18 protein-coding genes and 1 pseudogene are annotated in these 17,011 nt (G+C 50.9%); 9 read left to right on the forward strand and 10 right to left on the reverse strand.

Annotated features, from left to right (window positions below; all coding sequences use genetic code 11):
• Window positions 1-1,029: virulence RhuM family protein (locus tag ACTTKA_RS10375; RefSeq protein ID WP_442724980.1), on the forward strand; the 1,029-nt coding region annotated here is incomplete at its 5' end.
• 1 nt (window position 1,030) lies between these two features.
• Here ACTTKA_RS10375 and ACTTKA_RS10380 read toward each other — a convergent pair.
• Window positions 1,031-1,267, reverse strand: a complete 237-nt coding sequence (locus tag ACTTKA_RS10380) for a hypothetical protein (protein WP_442724981.1) — start codon at window positions 1,265-1,267, stop codon at window positions 1,031-1,033.
• 87 nt (window positions 1,268-1,354) lie between these two features.
• Here ACTTKA_RS10380 and ACTTKA_RS10385 point away from each other — a divergent pair, with 87 nt between their 5' ends.
• The 3 genes from ACTTKA_RS10385 to ACTTKA_RS10395 all read left to right on the forward strand — a co-directional run bounded on the left by ACTTKA_RS10385 (window position 1,355) and on the right by ACTTKA_RS10395 (window position 6,618).
• Window positions 1,355-3,157, forward strand: coding sequence for a DEAD/DEAH box helicase (locus ACTTKA_RS10385; RefSeq protein ID WP_442724982.1), 1,803 nt, complete (start codon window positions 1,355-1,357; stop codon window positions 3,155-3,157).
• 267 nt (window positions 3,158-3,424) lie between these two features.
• Window positions 3,425-5,485, forward strand: a complete 2,061-nt coding sequence (metG, locus tag ACTTKA_RS10390) for a methionine--tRNA ligase (protein ID WP_442724983.1) — start codon at window positions 3,425-3,427, stop codon at window positions 5,483-5,485.
• On the forward strand, window positions 5,485-6,618 hold the full coding sequence (locus ACTTKA_RS10395) for a DegT/DnrJ/EryC1/StrS family aminotransferase (RefSeq protein ID WP_442724984.1): 1,134 nt from the start codon (window positions 5,485-5,487) through the stop codon (window positions 6,616-6,618). The genes metG and ACTTKA_RS10395 overlap by 1 nt, the downstream gene beginning before the upstream one ends.
• Here the strand turns inward: ACTTKA_RS10395 and tsaE are convergent.
• The 9 genes from tsaE to ACTTKA_RS10440 form a co-directional block, all read right to left on the reverse strand.
• Window positions 6,612-7,034 carry a tRNA (adenosine(37)-N6)-threonylcarbamoyltransferase complex ATPase subunit type 1 TsaE gene (gene tsaE / locus ACTTKA_RS10400; RefSeq protein ID WP_442714595.1) on the reverse strand — a complete coding sequence of 141 codons (423 nt, stop codon included), beginning with the start codon at window positions 7,032-7,034 and terminating at the stop codon, window positions 6,612-6,614. The genes ACTTKA_RS10395 and tsaE overlap by 7 nt on opposite strands.
• Complete coding sequence (locus ACTTKA_RS10405) at window positions 7,031-8,575, reverse strand: PglZ domain-containing protein (RefSeq protein ID WP_442724985.1); 1,545 nt, start codon at window positions 8,573-8,575, stop codon at window positions 7,031-7,033. The genes tsaE and ACTTKA_RS10405 overlap by 4 nt, the downstream gene beginning before the upstream one ends.
• Before the next feature lie 44 nt (window positions 8,576-8,619).
• On the reverse strand, window positions 8,620-9,108 hold the full coding sequence (locus tag ACTTKA_RS10410; protein ID WP_046826061.1) for a DUF4252 domain-containing protein: 489 nt from the start codon (window positions 9,106-9,108) through the stop codon (window positions 8,620-8,622).
• Window position 9,109: 1 nt separating this feature from the next.
• Window positions 9,110-9,628 (reverse strand): hypothetical protein, encoded by a 519-nt coding sequence (locus ACTTKA_RS10415; RefSeq protein ID WP_442724986.1) that lies wholly within the window; start codon window positions 9,626-9,628, stop codon window positions 9,110-9,112.
• Window positions 9,629-9,631: 3 nt separating this feature from the next.
• On the reverse strand, window positions 9,632-10,120 hold the full coding sequence (locus ACTTKA_RS10420; RefSeq protein ID WP_442724987.1) for an RNA polymerase sigma factor: 489 nt from the start codon (window positions 10,118-10,120) through the stop codon (window positions 9,632-9,634).
• Window positions 10,121-10,132: 12 nt separating this feature from the next.
• Window positions 10,133-10,609: a DUF4252 domain-containing protein gene (locus ACTTKA_RS10425; protein WP_442724988.1), complete on the reverse strand. Its 477-nt coding sequence runs from the start codon at window positions 10,607-10,609 to the stop codon at window positions 10,133-10,135.
• 108 nt (window positions 10,610-10,717) lie between these two features.
• A complete protein-coding gene (locus ACTTKA_RS10430) occupies window positions 10,718-11,410 on the reverse strand; it encodes an SIR2 family NAD-dependent protein deacylase (protein WP_442724989.1) in 693 nt (230 codons plus the stop codon).
• A gap of 140 nt (window positions 11,411-11,550) precedes the next feature.
• Complete coding sequence (locus ACTTKA_RS10435; protein ID WP_442724995.1) at window positions 11,551-12,531, reverse strand: Acg family FMN-binding oxidoreductase; 981 nt, start codon at window positions 12,529-12,531, stop codon at window positions 11,551-11,553.
• A gap of 35 nt (window positions 12,532-12,566) precedes the next feature.
• Entirely contained in the window at window positions 12,567-13,160 is a 594-nt protein-coding gene (locus ACTTKA_RS10440; RefSeq protein WP_442724990.1) for a TetR/AcrR family transcriptional regulator, read from the reverse strand.
• 146 nt (window positions 13,161-13,306) lie between these two features.
• Here ACTTKA_RS10440 and ACTTKA_RS10445 point away from each other — a divergent pair, with 146 nt between their 5' ends.
• The 5 genes and pseudogenes from ACTTKA_RS10445 to ACTTKA_RS10465 all read left to right on the forward strand — a co-directional run.
• Window positions 13,307-13,990 carry a hypothetical protein gene (locus ACTTKA_RS10445; RefSeq protein WP_442724991.1) on the forward strand — a complete coding sequence of 228 codons (684 nt, stop codon included), beginning with the start codon at window positions 13,307-13,309 and terminating at the stop codon, window positions 13,988-13,990.
• 101 nt (window positions 13,991-14,091) lie between these two features.
• Window positions 14,092-15,132: a nicotinate-nucleotide--dimethylbenzimidazole phosphoribosyltransferase gene (cobT, locus tag ACTTKA_RS10450; RefSeq protein ID WP_442724992.1), complete on the forward strand. Its 1,041-nt coding sequence runs from the start codon at window positions 14,092-14,094 to the stop codon at window positions 15,130-15,132.
• A gap of 2 nt (window positions 15,133-15,134) precedes the next feature.
• Window positions 15,135-15,926 carry an adenosylcobinamide-GDP ribazoletransferase gene (cobS, locus tag ACTTKA_RS10455; protein WP_442724993.1) on the forward strand — a complete coding sequence of 264 codons (792 nt, stop codon included), beginning with the start codon at window positions 15,135-15,137 and terminating at the stop codon, window positions 15,924-15,926.
• A complete protein-coding gene (gene cobC / locus ACTTKA_RS10460; protein ID WP_442724994.1) occupies window positions 15,911-16,438 on the forward strand; it encodes an alpha-ribazole phosphatase in 528 nt (175 codons plus the stop codon). The genes cobS and cobC overlap by 16 nt, the downstream gene beginning before the upstream one ends.
• A 323-nt stretch (window positions 16,439-16,761) precedes the next feature.
• Window positions 16,762-17,011 (forward strand): annotated as a pseudogene (locus ACTTKA_RS10465) (hypothetical protein); the annotation flags it as partial.

The following is a 17,011-nucleotide window of genomic DNA, read 5'->3' on the forward strand; positions in this document are numbered from 1 at the left end:
AATATGCTCATCTACAGGTCGGAAGATGGAAAAATCAAGATAGATGTCCGATTCGAGAGCGAAACGGTGTGGCTGTCGTTAGACCAGATGGCAACACTTTTCGGACGTGATAAATCTACTATCTCACGTCATGTCAAGAACGTCTTTGAGGAGGGAGAACTGTCTACGGAGGCAACTGTTGCAAATTATGCAACAGTTCAAACAGAAGGAGGTAGAGAAGTTACCCGAAATATAGATTATTACAACCTCGACGTGATTATCTCTGTGGGTTATCGTGTCAAGTCGCAGCAAGGCACACAGTTTCGCATCTGGGCTACACAACGATTGAAAGAATATATCATCAAAGGTTTTGCGTTGAATGATGAGCGATTCAAGACGGGGTCTTCCTACAACTATTTTAAGGAACTCTTAGGGCGTATTCGTGAGATACGCCTTTCGGAAAAGGTTTTCTATCAGCAGATAAAGGATATTTATGCCACCAGTATCGACTACGATCCTTCTGCTGCTATGACCTTGGCTTTCTTCAAAGAGGTGCAAAACAAGTTGCTTTGGGCTGTCAGTGGCAAGACTGCCTCCGAGCTTATGTATTATCGTGCCAATGCCTCCTTGCCCCTGATGGGACTTACCTCTACCGAGAAGGAGGGAAAAGTTACCAAGGGCGATGCTCTGATAGGTAAGAACTACCTGAATGAGAAAGAGATTGGTCAACTAAAACTCATTGTAGAGCAGTTCCTTGCCTATGCCGAGGCTCAGGCTTTGGCAGAGAAACCGATGTATATGCGAGACTGGATTCAGAAACTCCGCCTTGTGCTAACTATGAACGAGAAGAGTATCCTCGAACATGCCGGAAAAATTTCTCACGAGATGGCTGTAGCGAAAGCCACTAAAGAGTACATCGCTTACAAAGAGCAACAGCAGCAAATAGAACACTTCGAGAGTATCAAGCAGCTCGACCAAGACCTGAAACGTATCGCAGCACGCACGAACAATACAAAGAAAGGCGACGCCGGAGAAACCATAAAGAAATAATCTATGCATATCGAAGTAGAATATCTTGGCAATCGTGAGTTGCTCGAGGCACACAAGACGGCTTTTCTCTGCTCTCAAAGCGACGCGGGCGAGCCAAGCTGCCGCCGACGAGCGAAACCGATATATCGCCGAGCACGCCGACGAGATCGTCTTCGGATATATCGCCCCCGATAGCCGTTTCAACGAGCTGTATCGGCGGTATGCTTCGAAATCCGGCATATTGTTTAAGCCTAAGCATCTCTCCTGCCAATGATTATACAAGAGCGGATCAATTGCTTATAATACTTTGCATCCCCGCCCCGATATTCCGAATTAATCCGTATCTTTGCGGCCTTATCAAGAAAGAAATCAGTTGAAAACATTTGAAGAATTAGGGATTGCCTCACCTGTTTTGAAGGCGATCCGCGAGATGGGCTACGAAGCCCCCATGCCGGTACAAGAGGAAGTGATTCCTTTTCTGCTGGGAGAAGATAACGACGTCATCGCATTGGCACAGACCGGTACGGGAAAAACTGCGGCCTACGGTTTGCCCGTGCTGCAAAAAACAGACCTACACAAACAGACACCGCAGGCTCTCATCCTCTGCCCCACCCGCGAACTGTGTCTGCAAATTGCCGGCGACCTGAGCGATTACTCCAAATACATTGATGCGCTCAAGGTTCTGCCCGTTTATGGGGGATCAAGCATCGACAGCCAGATCAAAGCACTCAAAAAAGGGGTACACGTGGTCGTGGCTACGCCCGGACGCCTGCTCGACCTGATGAACCGGCGGACGGTAAACCTGCAAGAGATTAAGCACGTCATCCTCGACGAGGCCGACGAGATGCTCAACATGGGGTTTTCCGAAAGCATCAACGCCATTCTGGCCGAAGTACCCGAGGGGCGTAACATGCTGCTCTTCTCGGCCACCATGCCGCAGGAGATTGCGCGGATCACGAAAGAATACATGCGTGACCCGAAAGAAATCATCATCGGACGCAAAAACGAAGGGAATCAAAACATCCGCCACCTTTATTATATGGTGCATGCCAAAGACAAGTACCTCGCGCTTAAACGGCTCGTCGACTTCTATCCCAACATCTACGGGATCGTATTCTGCCGCACCCGCAAAGAGACGCAGGAGATCGCCGACAAACTTATTCAGGACGGCTACAATGCCGACTCGCTCCATGGCGAACTGAGTCAGGCGCAACGCGATTACGTGATGCAGAAGTTCCGCCTCCGCAACCTGCAGTTGCTTGTGGCTACCGACGTGGCGGCGCGAGGCCTCGACGTAGACAATCTTACCCATGTGATTCATTACGGCTTGCCCGACGATGTGGAATCATACACGCATCGCAGCGGACGTACCGCACGCGCCGGAAAAACGGGTATCTCTATTTCGATCTGCCATGTCCGCGAGAAAAGCAGAATACGGCAGATTGAAAAAATCGTCAACAAGCAATTCGAAAAAGGTACGCTGCCCTCGGGCAACGCCATCTGCGAAAAGCAACTCTTCTACTTCATCGACCAGCTTGAAAAAGTGAAAGTAAACGAAGATGAGATCGCCTCGCTCATGCCCTCCGTGTTCCGCAAACTCGAATGGCTCGAAAAGGAAGATATTATCAAACGCCTGATATCGCTCGAATTTAACCGGATGATCGATTATTATCGCGACGCCGGAGAGATTGAAGACGTAGACGAACCCTCGGCTCGTGGCAAAAAAGAGTCCGAACGCTCCGCTCGCCGCGCACAGAAAGCCGAGAACGGCTTCAAACGCCTTACCCTGAACTTCGGAAAGGCCGACGGTATCTTCCCGGCCCAAGTCATCGAACTCATCAACCGATGCGTGCCCGGCCGCAAGGTCGAGATCGGCCGTATAGACTTGCGCGAGAAGGTTTCCTATTTCGAGGTCGACAAAGGCGAAGCACAACGGGTAGTCGACAGCATGAATCAGTACGAAGTCGACGGACGCCCCATCTTCGTGGAGATGACTCGCGGCAACGATTCTGCGAACGGTGGGAAAGGCCGGCGAAAAGAACGGAAAACCGAACAACCCGACGGCCGAAGCGGTGCATCACGCCGTCCGGGGCGCGACAAGCCATGGCGACAAGCGTCCTCGCGCCGTAAGAACCGCGGACGGTCGTAAATTTCCGCCGCCTCTTCCTCATCTTCGTTCTTTTTTAACTACCTTTCCTCTAAAACGTATTTTGTTGGATTCTTTACATTCCTGCTCAATTTCCCCTTCTGTTCATAATTATTTTTTTAAATTTTTTTCCCTCCAAGATAGTAAAATTGTGGCTAAGAACACGCAAAGGAGGGGACAGAAAACAGAGCGTCGGCCTTGTGTTTTTATCTGCCCGGTGTAAAATCTCGAGGATTTTATCTAAATTTGCGTCCCGAAAGTAAGAAAAAGATGGAAACAAAGCATTTCAAAAGAACATTGGTGACTACGGCGCTTCCCTATGCCAACGGACCGGTACACATCGGCCACATGGCAGGCGTATATCTTCCGGCCGACATCTATGCGCGTTACCTCCGCCTCAAAGGCGAGAACGTGCTCATGATCGGAGGTTCAGACGAACATGGCGTGCCCATTACGCTGCGCGCCAAGAAGGAAGGCGTCACGCCGCAGGACATTGTGGATCGCTATCACAGCTTGATCCGGAAAACGTTCGAGGACTTCGGCATATCGTTCGATATCTACTCGCGAACCACTTCCGATACGCATCGGAAGATGGCTTCCGACTTCTTCCGGACACTCTATGAGAACAACGTTTTCATCGAAAAAGAAAGCGAACAATATTACGACGAAGAAGCCGGACAGTTTCTGGCCGACCGCTACATCACCGGCACCTGCCCGCATTGCTCCAACGAACATGCCTATGGTGACCAGTGCGAGAGTTGCGGCACCTCGCTCAGCCCGACCGACCTGAAGAATCCGAAGTCGATGATCAGCGGCCATCCGCCCGTCATGCGTAAAACGAAGCATTGGTATCTGCCGCTCGACCGCTTCGAGCCGTTCCTCCGTCAATGGATTCTCGAAGACCATAAAGAGTGGAAATCCAACGTGTACGGGCAGTGCAAGAGCTGGCTCGACATGGGTCTGCAACCGCGCGCCGTCAGCCGCGACCTCGATTGGGGAATCCCCGTACCCGTCGAAGGCGCCGAAGGGAAAGTACTGTATGTATGGTTCGATGCTCCCATCGGATACATCAGCAATACGAAGGAGTTGTGCGATTCCGATCCTCAAAAGTACGGCAATTGGGAAACGTGGTGGAAAGACCTCGAAACAAAGATCGTACATTTTATCGGCAAAGACAACATCGTCTTCCATTGCATCGTCTTCCCGACCATGCTCAAGGCCGAAGGCTCGTTCATCTTGCCCGAGAATGTACCGGCCAACGAGTTTCTCAATCTCGAAAACGATAAAATCTCTACCTCGCGCAACTGGGCCGTCTGGCTGCACGAATATTTGGAAGAAATGCCCGGCAAGCAGGACGTCCTGCGCTACGTCTTGACGGCGAACGCTCCTGAAACGAAAGACAATGACTTTACGTGGAAAGATTTTCAGGCACGCAACAATAACGAGTTGGTCGCCATACTTGGCAACTTCGTCAATCGAGCCCTCGTCTTAACGGAGAAATACTTCGGCGGGAAAGTGCCGGCCTGCGGCGAACTGACCGACTACGACCGCGAAACGCTCCGCGAGTTTGCCGATGTAAAAGCAACGGTCGAACGATTGCTCGATACGTACCATTTCCGCGACGCACAACGCGAAGCGATGAATTTGGCACGCATCGGTAACAAGTATCTGGCCGATACCGAGCCGTGGAAGCTCGCCGCGACGGATATGAAACGCGTCGAGACGATTATCCATATCGCGCTCCAGATCACGGCCAACCTCTCCATCGTTTTCGAACCTTTCTTACCCTTCAGCATGGAGAAGCTGAACCGGATGCTGAACATCGGCCGTTTCGATTGGGAACGCTTAGGCTCGGTCGATCTCCTCGAAGCCGGTCATCAGCTCGGCAAGTCCGCACTGCTGTTCGAGAAGCTCGAAGATGCCGTTATTGACCGGCAGATACAGAAACTGCTCGATACGAAAAAAGCGAACGAAGCAGCCGCACGCCGTGCCGCCCCGATACGCGACACCATCGCGTTCGACGACTTCACCAAACTCGATATCCGCGTAGGCACAGTGCTCGAATGTACCAAAGTGCCCAAAGCGGACAAGCTCCTGCAATTCAAAATCGACGACGGATTGGGCGGGCGCACGATCGTATCGGGTATCGCTAAACATTATAAACCCGAAGAACTGGTCGGCAAACAGGTATGCTTTATCGCCAACCTTGCCCCGCGGCAGCTCAAAGGCATCCCTTCCGAAGGGATGATTCTCTCGGCCGAAAACGCCGACGGAAGCCTGTCCGTCGTGATGCCTCAGAAAGCAGTTGAACCCGGAAGCGAAGTGAAGTGATGGAAATACAAATGGTCGACCTGAAAAGCCAGTATCGGCGGCTCGAAACAGAAATCGACGAAGCGATAAAAGAGGTACTGAACTCCACGGCCTTTATCAATGGTCCTCAGGTGCAGACATTTTGCGGGCATCTGGCCGATTACCTGCAAGTGCCCTGCGTAATCCCGTGCGGGAATGGAACGGACGCGCTCCGTCTGGCCCTGCAGGCATGGGATATACAGGCCGGAGACGAAGTCATCCTCCCTGCGTTTACTTACATTGCCGCCGCCGAGATGATCGCCGCGTTAGGCATCACGCCGATCCTCGTCGATGTGTGTCCCGACAGCTTCAACCTGAATGTGGAACGACTCGAACAAGCCATTACACGACAAACGAAGGCCATAGTCGTCGTTCATCTCTTCGGACAGACCTGCGACATGGAGCCGGTGATGAAGCTCGCCGCAAAATACAAAATCGGCGTGATTGAAGACAATGCTCAATCGCTCGGCGCCGACTATACTTTCTCTGACGGAACGGTAAAAAAAGCCGGCACGATCGGACATATCGGTACGACGTCTTTCTTCCCGACCAAACCGCTGGCGTGCTACGGCGACGGAGGAGCCGTCATCACTTCCGACGAACGATTGGCGGAACGCGTCCGGATGCTTGCCAATCATGGCCAAAATAAAAAGTATCATCATCACATCGTCGGATGCAACTCGCGTCTCGACACGCTGCAGGCGGCTGTCTTAGACGTCAAGCTGCGCCATCTGAATAGTTTTACCGAAGCGCGTCAGACGGCGGCGCAATATTACGACAAGGAGTTGAGTTCGCTGTCCGGTGTTTGCATCCCGGTAAGGTCGCCTTTCTCGACGCATGTCTATCATCAATATACGCTGCAAGTGAAGAATGGACGGCGGGATGCCCTGCAAGCTTTCCTGAAAGAAAAAGGCATCCCCTCAATGGTTTATTACCCGATGGCTGTACAGGAACAGGAAGCGTATAAATGGATTGCTCGCACTTCCGGCGATATGACGGAGTCGGTACGGCTAAGCAGCGAGGTATTGTCGTTGCCGATGCATACGGAACTGACGGAAGAAATGCAGGCTTACATCACAGAGCAGATCCGCGAGTTCTTTCAGGCGGCTCAGTAAGCTACGGTGCGCGTACCGTCTTCCTGTTCGGTAAGAGTCACGCAGACGGTATCGTCGGGCAGGAGCGGTTCGATCTTCTCCGGCCATTCGATGAAGCACCACGCTCCACTGTCGAAATAATCCTCCGTTCCGATGTCGAGCGCCTCACCGATTTCATTGATACGGTAAAAATCGAAATGATAAATCGACTGTCCGGATGCAGGGACAGCATACTCGTTGATAATGGCAAAGGTGGGACTGTTGATCACGTCTTTAACCCCAAGCTCTTCGCAGACAGCCTTGATGAATGTCGTTTTTCCGGCGCCCATCTTTCCGTAAAAGGCGAAGACAACGCGACCGCATGTCTTCATATCGCCGATAAATTCTCTCGCCGCCTCACGGATGGCGTTCAGGTCTGTAATATAAAGCGTTTTCATTTCGGTTGCATCGTTATGAAAGGGATCATCATCTCTTCCATCGAAATGCCTCCGTGCTGGAAGGTATTCCGATAGTAAGGAACGTAATAATTATAGTTGTTCGGATAAGCGAAAAACGCCTCGTTCGTTGCGAAGACATACCTTGTACTCAGATGAGGAGAAGGCAGTCCGGCCTTGGCAGGATCTTTGATCTCGAAAACATACTTGGAATCGCAAGACATGTTCTTGCCGAGCTTATAACGCAAGTTCGTGCTCGTATTTTTATCTCCGGTAATTTTAATCGGCGAGTCGACCTGAATCGTTCCGTGATCGGTGGTAACAATTACTTTATACCCTTTGTCCGCCAGTTTTTTGAACAGGTCGAGCGTGGTAGAATGCTGAAACCACGAGCGTGTCAGGCTGCGGTATGCCGCCTCGCTCTGCGCCAGTTCACGAATCATCTTGCTCTCCGTACGGGCATGCGAAAGCATATCGACGAAGTTAATCACAATCACATTGAGTTGGTTGTGCATAAGTTCGTTCAGGTTGTTCAGCAATTTCTCTCCGAAATGCGAGTCATATACTTTGTGGTACGAGAACGAATATTTTTTCCGGAACCGTTCGATCTGCGTACGGATCAACGGCTCTTCGTTGATGTTCTTCCCCTCTTCGCTCTCTTCGTCGACCCACAGTTCGGGAAACATCTCCTCGATCTGCGCCGGCATCAGGCCTGAGAAGATCGCGTTCCGCGCATATTGTGTGGCAGTCGGCAAGATACTGTAATACATCTCTTCATCGACGGTGAAGAAGCTCGACAACAGATTCTTCACCACCCGCCACTGGTCGAACCGGAAATTATCGATCAGGATAAAAAAGACTTTCTCTTCTTCGTCCAATAACGGAAATACTTTCTTCTTAAACAAGTCCGGGCTCATCAGCGGACGCTGGTCGGGATAGCGTATCCAATCCAGATAGTTCTTTTTGATAAACTTACCGAAAGCATTGTTGGCCTCCCGCTTCTGCATGATCAACATGTCTTGCATCTGCACCTGATTCTCTTCCAGCTCCAGTTCCCAGTAAACGATCTTCTTATAGATTTCCATCCAGTCGTCGGCCGTCAATGAGTCGCCGATCTGCATCCCGATACGTCCGAATTCCTGTTGGTAACTAACCGTTGTGGCGGAAGTGATGATATCGTCCTTATGCAGATTTTTCTTGATCGAAAGAAACAGTTGATTCGGGTTGACCGGCTTGATCAGATAGTCGGCGATTTTGTTTCCGATAGCCTGATTCATAATGCTTTCTTCTTCGCTCTTGGTGACCATCACGACCGGCACTGTCGGGGCGATTTCTTTAATGGTGGAGAGCGTTTCGAGGCCGGTCAGACCGGGCATATTCTCATCTAAGAAAATAATGTCGAAAGTCTGCTCCCTGCAACTGTCGATGGCATCCTGCCCGCTGATAACAGGCGTAACCTCATAGCCTTTCTCTTCGAGGAAAAGAATATGAGGCTTCAGCAAATCTATCTCGTCGTCTGCCCAAAGTATTTTGTCTTTTCTCATATTTCCGGAATAATGTTGTAGACTGAACGTAGTCCGGCCCTATTTTATTGTACATGTGAGGTGATGTTCTGCACATCTTTCAGCGTGAAGCTTCCCGCAATCTGAATAATGACGAAATCATCTTCATCATTGACAAGCATAATCAGCTCGTTAATCAGCGCCCCTCGCTTTTTGATGTTAAACGTCACGCGCGACTTGCCGTCCTTGATTCTCATCAACTCCTCATAGTTGCGATCTTTGGCAATCATCGCGCTGAAGTCGGCGTACATCTTCTCTTTCAGCCCACTCTTATCCGAAGTTAGAATCGTCAGGTTATCTATTTTATCGACAATACCGGTTATATCGACCTTATCGATTTTGGCATTGGAACTTTTCTTAAAGCTGCCCCCCATCATCTTAAACATCGCTTTCGAGATGTTGATAACGGTCACATCGTCCTGATCGGCATATTTGTCGAACAGGCTATATCGCTGAGCCGAAGCCCATCCGCTGCATACGAAGCACAGGATGAACAGTAGATATTTCGTTTTCATCTCATTTCAAATTTAGTTTTTCAAGTACTTCATTCGTTTTGTCCATATTCTTTCGCGCCTTCTCGAAAGGAGACAGTCCTTTGTTCAGATGCATCGAGACAAGCGCTAAGGCTTCTGTCGCTACAAGTTCCGCTTCGTGTGGGTCGGTAAACGTATCGGCCGTAACAGGCGCGGGCTGTCGATGCTCTCCGATAAAGAACAGCGTCACACAAAGCAATGCGGCGACCGCCACACTCCCGACCGCGACATAGAGTCTCCTGATCCTGCTCGGTTGCTTCCTCGGACGATGCGGAGCTCCGATATATCGGTTGAGCACCTGTTCGAGTCGGTCGGAGAGGCCTTCCGGCAGTACGATGTCCGCGGGATCGTAGAGGGCGCGGAAGATATCGCGGTCGGCATGCCATCGTTCGGACAGGTCTGCATCGTCGAAGAATGCTTTCAGTCGCGCCTCTTCCTCACGTGTTGTCGTACCCGCGTAAAAAGCGGCCAGCAATTCATTTATTTCTTTTCGGTCTCCCATCGTTCAGTTCGTTATTTTCATTCTTAATGTATTTCGTGCCCGCGAGAGCAACACCCGCACATTGGCGGAAGTCTCGCCCATGATACGCCCGATCTCTTCCAATGAACAGTCGGCGTATCCCCGTAATTCAAGTACGCGGCGCTGTTTTTCCGGCAGTCGTTGCATCCACATCCTGACTTTTCCCAGCATCTCTTTCTGCTCTAACACTTCGCAGGGCGTCTGATCATCGATGATATATGCTTCTTCCACCGCGCTCTTCTGTGCCGACTTCGGCGACCGGAGCAGATCGAGACAGAGGCGTTTTACCATCGTGACACAGAAAGCATCCGGATGATCGACTGCACCTAATCGCTCACGGTTGTCCCAAAGTTTACAGTACGCGTCCTGTAGCACATCGGCCGCATCATCTTCATTCTTCAAGATCGTGAACGCAACCCGGTACAGCCTCGGATGCAAGGAAAGGTAGCGCTGTTTAAAGCTCTCTGCCGTCATCGTATGCGAAGCTTATGAATGCTCTTTTATCAGGCTCTCGATATCTTCCGGTTTGATGTTTCCTTTGATCTGTACGAGCGCCGGATCGTTTCCCCCGGTTATAACGACAAGCTCATGAATCCGATCTTCTTTGATCTTGACCAACACTCTCGTACGCTCTCCGTCCTGACTCGTCGAGACAAGCGCCTCATACGTATCGTCTTTTAACGAGCGGATTGCTTCGTTCAGACGGTCTTTTACCTCCTGATTGCACTCACCGAACGAATAGACTTTCACGTACGTCACTCCTTTCGTATCGGCAAATGAACGCGCAAACGCCATCATCATCCCTCCAACACTGATGCGCACGGCGCCTTTCTCATTCGCAAAATCACGGAATAGCTGTTCTACCGGACTATTCGTGTGTTCGGCTATTTCTTTCTTTCCTTTCGGCAGGCATCCCTGACACATACAGACTACAGCCAGCATGATTAAAACATTCTTTCTCATTGTTCTTCTTTTTAATTCATTGCAATGGCAGGGCGATCCTTTCAGCCGATCGGAAGACCGCCCCGTCATGGAGAAGACGGAGCAGCACATATTTTGTTACAACTTTTTTTACCGCATCGTTTTCAGCCGTTCGGTGAGTCGCTTTACACCTTCCGAAGCGCCATACCGGATAAATTCGATATCGCTGCGATACGCTTTCACCTCTTTCGGATCAATCAGGAAGATAGGCTGCTCCTTACGGACATAGTTTAACAATCCGGCCGCAGGATAAACGTTGAGCGAGGTGCCGATCACGACGAAAATATCACAATCCTCGACGTATCGGATCGCCTCTTCAATTTTCGGCACAGGCTCACCGAACCAGACGATAAAGGGACGCAGCTGTCCGCCGTCGGGCGCTTTGTCTCCGACATGCAGATCGGGCTGCTCGGGCGAAATATCGTACGGACGATTGAGGTCCTTGACTGAACAAGACTTCATCAGCTCCCCATGCAGGTGAATAACGTGGGTACTGCCTGCCTGTTCGTGCAGGTTATCAACGTTCTGTGTAATGATATGTACCTCGAAATCTTTTTCCAAATCAGCCAGACCACGATGTCCGGCGTTCGGTTGGGTGTTCAGCAATTCGCGCCGGCGATGATTGTAGAAGTCGAGTACCAACTGCGGATTTTTCATGAACCCTTCGGGCGTAGCCACGTCCTCAATCCGATAATTTTCCCATAATCCGTTCGAGTCGCGAAACGTAGAGATTCCGCTTTCGGCACTCATTCCGGCTCCTGTAAGAATAACGATTTTTTTCATGACGATTGCGTTTTAAATGAGACATAATGTTTTTCAGACTTCGAAGGTACGTCTTTTTGATCAGAAATCACAGAAAAGTCCCGAGCAATTCGTTCTGAGCAGCAAGAAGAGCGATTATCGGAATGCGCGTTGCTCCGTGACTACTCCTTAACCATCCGCTCCTCTATACTTTTTCTTAAGGAATAGGGCATCTTTTCTCCGTACCCTACGCGTATCAGGACAGTAGGGTATTCATCGGGCATACCCAGCATTTCGGCCATCTTTCGTGAAAGTTCCGGAATCTCATTGGGTTGGTTCATATACGCATGAACAATCCCCATAGCTGTAGTCGTCAGAAGGAGGCGCTCCAAGGTCCTGCCTGCGTTTACCCACTGTTCAATCGTATTGTTTCGGGTGGTAAACAGGATAAAATGAGAAGAGGAGGCGATCTTCTTCCGATCGTTTTTGTTTTGAGATTTTTCATTGATCACCTTGGAGATAATAGGCTCCGAGATAAAACGCGGCAGATTGGGCGCACCGAAGACGGCATAACTCAGCCCGTCTCTTGTCGTGTTCTGATGCTTCTTGTTGTAGCGCATCCATTGCCGCAATTCGGCCAGAAAGTGCTGGTCCCGCATCTGCCAACTGTTTCCCTCATAAATCAGTTCCGAAATGGCCTCAAACTCCGAGGAGCCGTTTTGGAAGAAATGAATGCCTACACAAGGCTCCGGCGCGATGGATTTCAGGCGTCGGATGCTGTCCTCAGGGATGATCTTCCCGTTATAAATACTCCTGTTCGTTTGTCTAACGGACAGTTGAGAGAACAGCGGAGAAGGAATGTCCTCCTCTTCCCTGGCAAGGATGATGCGGATAATTCCATTTTCCTCGATAGCAACCTTTGTGCGATATCCTTTGTGCGACGCCGCGATGCAAAGGTTCTCCGCGGCGCATCCGAGACTGACGAACAGTTCCCGATTGTCGGGATCGACGACCGGTAACGATTTGGTAAAATCGGGACGGATCTCGATCTCTGTCTCTCCTGTCTTAAACAGCCACGGCTGCGTGTTGTGTCCCGAAGGAGCTTTCACTGCCTGCTCAATCATGAACAGAAAATCTGTGTTTTGTGCGAATATACGGTTCATTATTCCTAAAAATAAAACGATGAATATAATCTTTCTCATTGTCGTACATGTTTCATCCATAAATCAATCATCAGGTCGATTCCTTGCGCGACCTGCTCCCATCCGGTGTCGCTCTGCAAATCGATGCCGTTATACACGGCCGTCTGTTCTTCCATCAAAACCAGATAGCTGATGGATGCCGAAAGGATGCTTGCCAAAGAGGCGACCTCCGCATGGGGCGAATGGGTCAGCTCACCCACCGCTTTTACCAGCTCACAGCCGTTCCGTTCCCTTCTTTCCCTCAACAGGCGGACCGTCTGATTCGCTGTGGACAATTCCCATCGGTGCAATCGTCTCAGTGTAATATCGCCGCGCATCTGCCGGATCTGTTCACGGAACAATCGTTTCAGACTTTTGCCGATATCGGACGATTCCCTAAAATCGATGTTTGTGTTTACCCAGTAATCCTTTTGGAGAAGATAACTAGAAATCAGCTCGTCCAACCCTCCGAAATATCTATATATAAGCATCTTCGATACCCCTGCTTTTTGGGCTACGGCATTTATCCCTATCCCTTCGAAGCCGTCGCCCGCGATAACGCTTCCGACTGCGTCGAGAATCTTTTTCTCCGTACGTTCTCTATCTTTCATGTCTCCTTCTCAATTGTAATGTTACCGATAAGTAACCGCAAAGTTACGTTACCGAAAGGTAACATGCAAGAAAAACGAGAAAAACAACGAATTCAACTCGGAATCATCGCAAGCTGTTGTATTTTTGTTGCAAGTTTGAAAAAGAGATGAAAAAGATTACGGTATTATTAATGGTATGCGGATGGATGGTATCCATGCATACGGCAGCGCAAGGCGGAGGGACTTTCTCATCGCTGGGCGCAGGACTCTCAATGGGTACGACGGGGATAGACGCGGAAGTGGTCACTTCGCTGCATCCGAAATGGATGCTGCGGGGCGGCGTATCAGCGCTCGCGGTAGATTTCACCGCAAACATGGAACTGTATGATGACGGAAAAGGGTACGCCAACGGAACCGACATAAACGGCGAGGTTCGCATGGTGAACAGCAAGGTGTTGCTTGATTTCTATCCAACCCGTTCAGCCTTTTTCGTATCGGGAGGTTTCTATCTTGGAAACAGGGCGATTGCAAGACTGAACGGAAGGTCGGACCGCGACCTGAGATGGGACGGTTACGTGATTCCGGCGGAGCATGGACGAATCAAGGCAGAAGTGCGCACGAGCCTTTTTAAACCGTATGCGGCCATCGGCTACGGACGTGCTATTCCCGTGCGAAGAGTCGGCTTCCGGATGGAGTTGGGAGCGATGGTACAAGGTAAGCCCGATATCTATGACAGGCACGGAACGAATTTGGGCAAGGCGAACATCAATGGGGCCGAGCTTTCGCACACGTTGCAGAGATGGGTCGTCTATCCCGTTCTTTCGTTTCGTTTAACGGGGCGAATTCTGTAAACAAACGAAAGGCGCCGCATAGCGATGGTAACTCCCGATCGTTTTATAACGACAATTCTTTTTTGTTTGCGTAAATTTGTCGCAGATAAAGGATCTCCATCATGAAGCAATTCCATATCCAAAAGCCTGACGAGCATATCCGTGAAGCGTTGCAGGAGAAAATCGACGACCTGACGAAGCCGAAAGGCTCGCTCGGGCGTCTCGAAGAGTTGGCGTTACAAATAGGGCTGATTCAGCAGACGCTCAACCCTTCGTTGCGACAACCTTTCAACCTTATTTTCGCTGCCGATCACGGTATCACGGAAGAGGGGGTCAGCGTATCGCCTAAGGAAGTAACTTGGCAGCAATGCATTCACTTCATAAAAAGTAGCGGCGGAGGCGTCAATTTCCTCTGTCGTCAGCACGGCTTCACGCTGAGAGTGATCGATGCGGGAGTAGATTATGATTTTCCGCCCGGACTGGGTATCATCGATCGGAAAGTACGCAAAGGCACACGTAACTACCTGCATGAAGCGGCAATGACGCGTGAGGAGATGGAACTGTGCGTGGAGCGTGGAGCCGCCGTTGTGCGCGACGTGCATGCTACAGGATGTAACGTCGTCAGCTTCGGTGAGATGGGAATCGGCAATACCTCGTCGTCATCGCTATGGATGACCTGCCTGACGGATATTCCCTTACAGCAATGCGTCGGCGCCGGTTCAGGGCTGGACAGCACCGGCATCCGGCACAAGTACGACGTGCTCCGCCGGGCATTGGAGCAGGCTCGCGGCGAACGTTCGACGGAAGAAGTGATGAGCCGGTTCGGAGGGTATGAGATGGTGATGGCCGTGGGCGGGATGTTGCAGGCAGCGGAGGCCAAGATGCTGATTCTGGTAGACGGGTTCATCATGACGAACTGCATGCTGGCCGCAGCGCGTCTGTACCCCGATGTCCTGTCGTATGCCATCTTCGGGCACTGTGGAGACGAAGCGGGGCATCGTCTGGTGCTGCAGGCGTTGGGAGCGCGTCCCCTGCTCGACCTCGGGATGCGTCTGGGCGAAGGTACGGGCGCAATTTGCGCTTATCCGCTGATTGAGTCAGCCGTACGGATGATCAACGAGATGGACTCGTTCGGGAAAGGCAGAATCACGAAATACTTCTGAAGATGATCGACGATATCTTTGCCGCGCTGATGTTCTTCACCCGGCTGCCGTGGTGGAAGCTCCGGCGTGTGCCGGCAGACAGTTTCAAACGCATCGTCGGCTATTGGCCCGTCGCCGGCTGGGTGACAGGCGGCGTGATGACGGCTATCTACGGAATAGCGTTATTCTTTCATCTGCCTGTTGTTTTAGCTCTCCTGCTGGTTTTCACCGGACGGTTATTGCTGACGGGCGCCTTGCATGAAGACGGGCTGGCGGATTTTTTCGACGGATTCGGCGGAGGACGGTCGCGGGAACAGGTGCTTACCATCATGAAGGATTCGCATATCGGAACGTATGGCGTGCTGGCGCTTGTCGTCTATGTAGCTCTTTGGGTTACCTCGACGGTTTCCCTCGCGCAACGTTCGGCCAACCTGCCGATCGTTCTGCTCTTTTTCGCCGATGTATGGTCTAAGTGGTCTGCTTCACAAATCGTCAATCTCCTTCCCTATGCCCGTAACGAAGAAGATTGCAAGATTAAAAAGGTCTACGACCGGATGTCGGCCCGAACTTTTACCGTGGGACTGCTGTTCGCCCTCGTACCGATGCTCGGATGCGTCCTTTTCCTGAAAGAAACGCCTTACATGGCTCTATGGATATGTGTGACCGCCTCTGTCCCGAACAGCGTCATGGCGTGGCTCGTGCAGTACATGAGACGCCGCATCGGCGGATACACGGGCGACTGCTGCGGCGCGACCTTCCTTCTTTGCGAATTATCTTACTTCATCGCCTTAAACACGATATGGATATTTATCTGATACGGCACACGTCGGTCGATGTGCCCGCCGGCACATGCTACGGACAAACGGATGTGCCGCTGAAACCCTCGTTCGAGGCGGAAGCCGCGACGGTCAAAAAAGAGCTTGACCACTATGCGTTTGACGCCGTCTACACCAGTCCGCTAAGCCGTTGCACGAGGCTGGCCGCCTACTGCGGATACCCGAAGGCGCTCCGTGACGACCGCCTCAAAGAGATACACATGGGCGACTGGGAGATGCAGCGTTTCGACGCGATTACCGATCCGCGTATGCAGGAATGGTATGACGATTACCTCCACGTCGCCACGACGAACGGCGAATCGTATCAAGACCTCTTCGGCCGTGTCGCGTCGTTTCTCGACGAGGTCCGCCGTTTGCCTTTCGAGCGGATTGCCGTCTTTGCGCATGGCGGCGTGTTGATGTCTGCCCGGATTTATGCAGGAACCATCCCTCCCGAAGAAGCCCTCCGTAAGCTGACACCCTATGGCGGAATCGTGCGAATCAAAGTGTGAGTCCTCTCCGGTCAATCAATAAAATTACGAAAGACGAGTTACAACAGTCGCGTTATTCGCGTTTTTTGTTATTCAGAGCGTAAGCGAAGAATCTCTCTTTTCCTTTTCTCCGCGAGATTCCTCACTGCGTTCGGAATGACAAAGGCGGTTATTTGCGTTCATTTGCGCCGTTTGCGAAATTTGCGAAATTTGCGTTCGGATAACCACGCATAACAATTAACAATTAACCATTGACAATTAAATTGAGTAATTTACTCATTGTCTAACTTGGGAAACCTTTTTATCTTTGCACCGTTAAATACAAAGAAAAACAGGAACGGTCAATGAAAGGCAGAGGCAGACAGATACTATCGATAACGCTACGGACGGACGCGCACGCCGCGACGAACCGTGCCTCGCGCCCTGACACGCGACCGATAACGCTTCAATTTACCCTCCCCCGTTTGACATTTATTGACACCCATATAACAACTCCTTACGTCTCCGTATACCGCATGCGGAGCGAAGGGCGTTGCGCTTCTTTTCATTATAAAAACAAAGCGATTATGAAAAAGACAGTTTTTCTCGCGGCCG

The sequence above is a fragment of the Tannerella sp. genome (assembly GCF_052170195.1).
GTDB lineage: Bacteria > Bacteroidota > Bacteroidia > Bacteroidales > Tannerellaceae > Tannerella.

Coding starts and splice junctions, on each gene's coding strand:
- ACTTKA_RS10380 (WP_442724981.1), bottom strand. CDS start 1,267: ATGCTTAGGCTTAAACAATATGCCGGATTTCGAAGCATACCGCCGATA.
- metG (WP_442724983.1), top strand. CDS start 3,425: ATGGAAACAAAGCATTTCAAAAGAACATTGGTGACTACGGCGCTTCCC.
- ACTTKA_RS10395 (WP_442724984.1), top strand. CDS start 5,485: ATGGAAATACAAATGGTCGACCTGAAAAGCCAGTATCGGCGGCTCGAA.
- tsaE (WP_442714595.1), bottom strand. CDS start 7,034: ATGAAAACGCTTTATATTACAGACCTGAACGCCATCCGTGAGGCGGCG.
- ACTTKA_RS10405 (WP_442724985.1), bottom strand. CDS start 8,575: ATGAGAAAAGACAAAATACTTTGGGCAGACGACGAGATAGATTTGCTG.
- ACTTKA_RS10410 (WP_046826061.1), bottom strand. CDS start 9,108: ATGAAAACGAAATATCTACTGTTCATCCTGTGCTTCGTATGCAGCGGA.
- ACTTKA_RS10415 (WP_442724986.1), bottom strand. CDS start 9,628: ATGGGAGACCGAAAAGAAATAAATGAATTGCTGGCCGCTTTTTACGCG.
- ACTTKA_RS10420 (WP_442724987.1), bottom strand. CDS start 10,120: ATGACGGCAGAGAGCTTTAAACAGCGCTACCTTTCCTTGCATCCGAGG.
- ACTTKA_RS10425 (WP_442724988.1), bottom strand. CDS start 10,609: ATGAGAAAGAATGTTTTAATCATGCTGGCTGTAGTCTGTATGTGTCAG.
- ACTTKA_RS10430 (WP_442724989.1), bottom strand. CDS start 11,410: ATGAAAAAAATCGTTATTCTTACAGGAGCCGGAATGAGTGCCGAAAGC.
- ACTTKA_RS10435 (WP_442724995.1), bottom strand. CDS start 12,531: ATGAACCGTATATTCGCACAAAACACAGATTTTCTGTTCATGATTGAG.
- ACTTKA_RS10440 (WP_442724990.1), bottom strand. CDS start 13,160: ATGAAAGATAGAGAACGTACGGAGAAAAAGATTCTCGACGCAGTCGGA.
- ACTTKA_RS10445 (WP_442724991.1), top strand. CDS start 13,307: ATGAAAAAGATTACGGTATTATTAATGGTATGCGGATGGATGGTATCC.
- cobT (WP_442724992.1), top strand. CDS start 14,092: ATGAAGCAATTCCATATCCAAAAGCCTGACGAGCATATCCGTGAAGCG.
- cobS (WP_442724993.1), top strand. CDS start 15,135: ATGATCGACGATATCTTTGCCGCGCTGATGTTCTTCACCCGGCTGCCG.
- cobC (WP_442724994.1), top strand. CDS start 15,911: ATGGATATTTATCTGATACGGCACACGTCGGTCGATGTGCCCGCCGGC.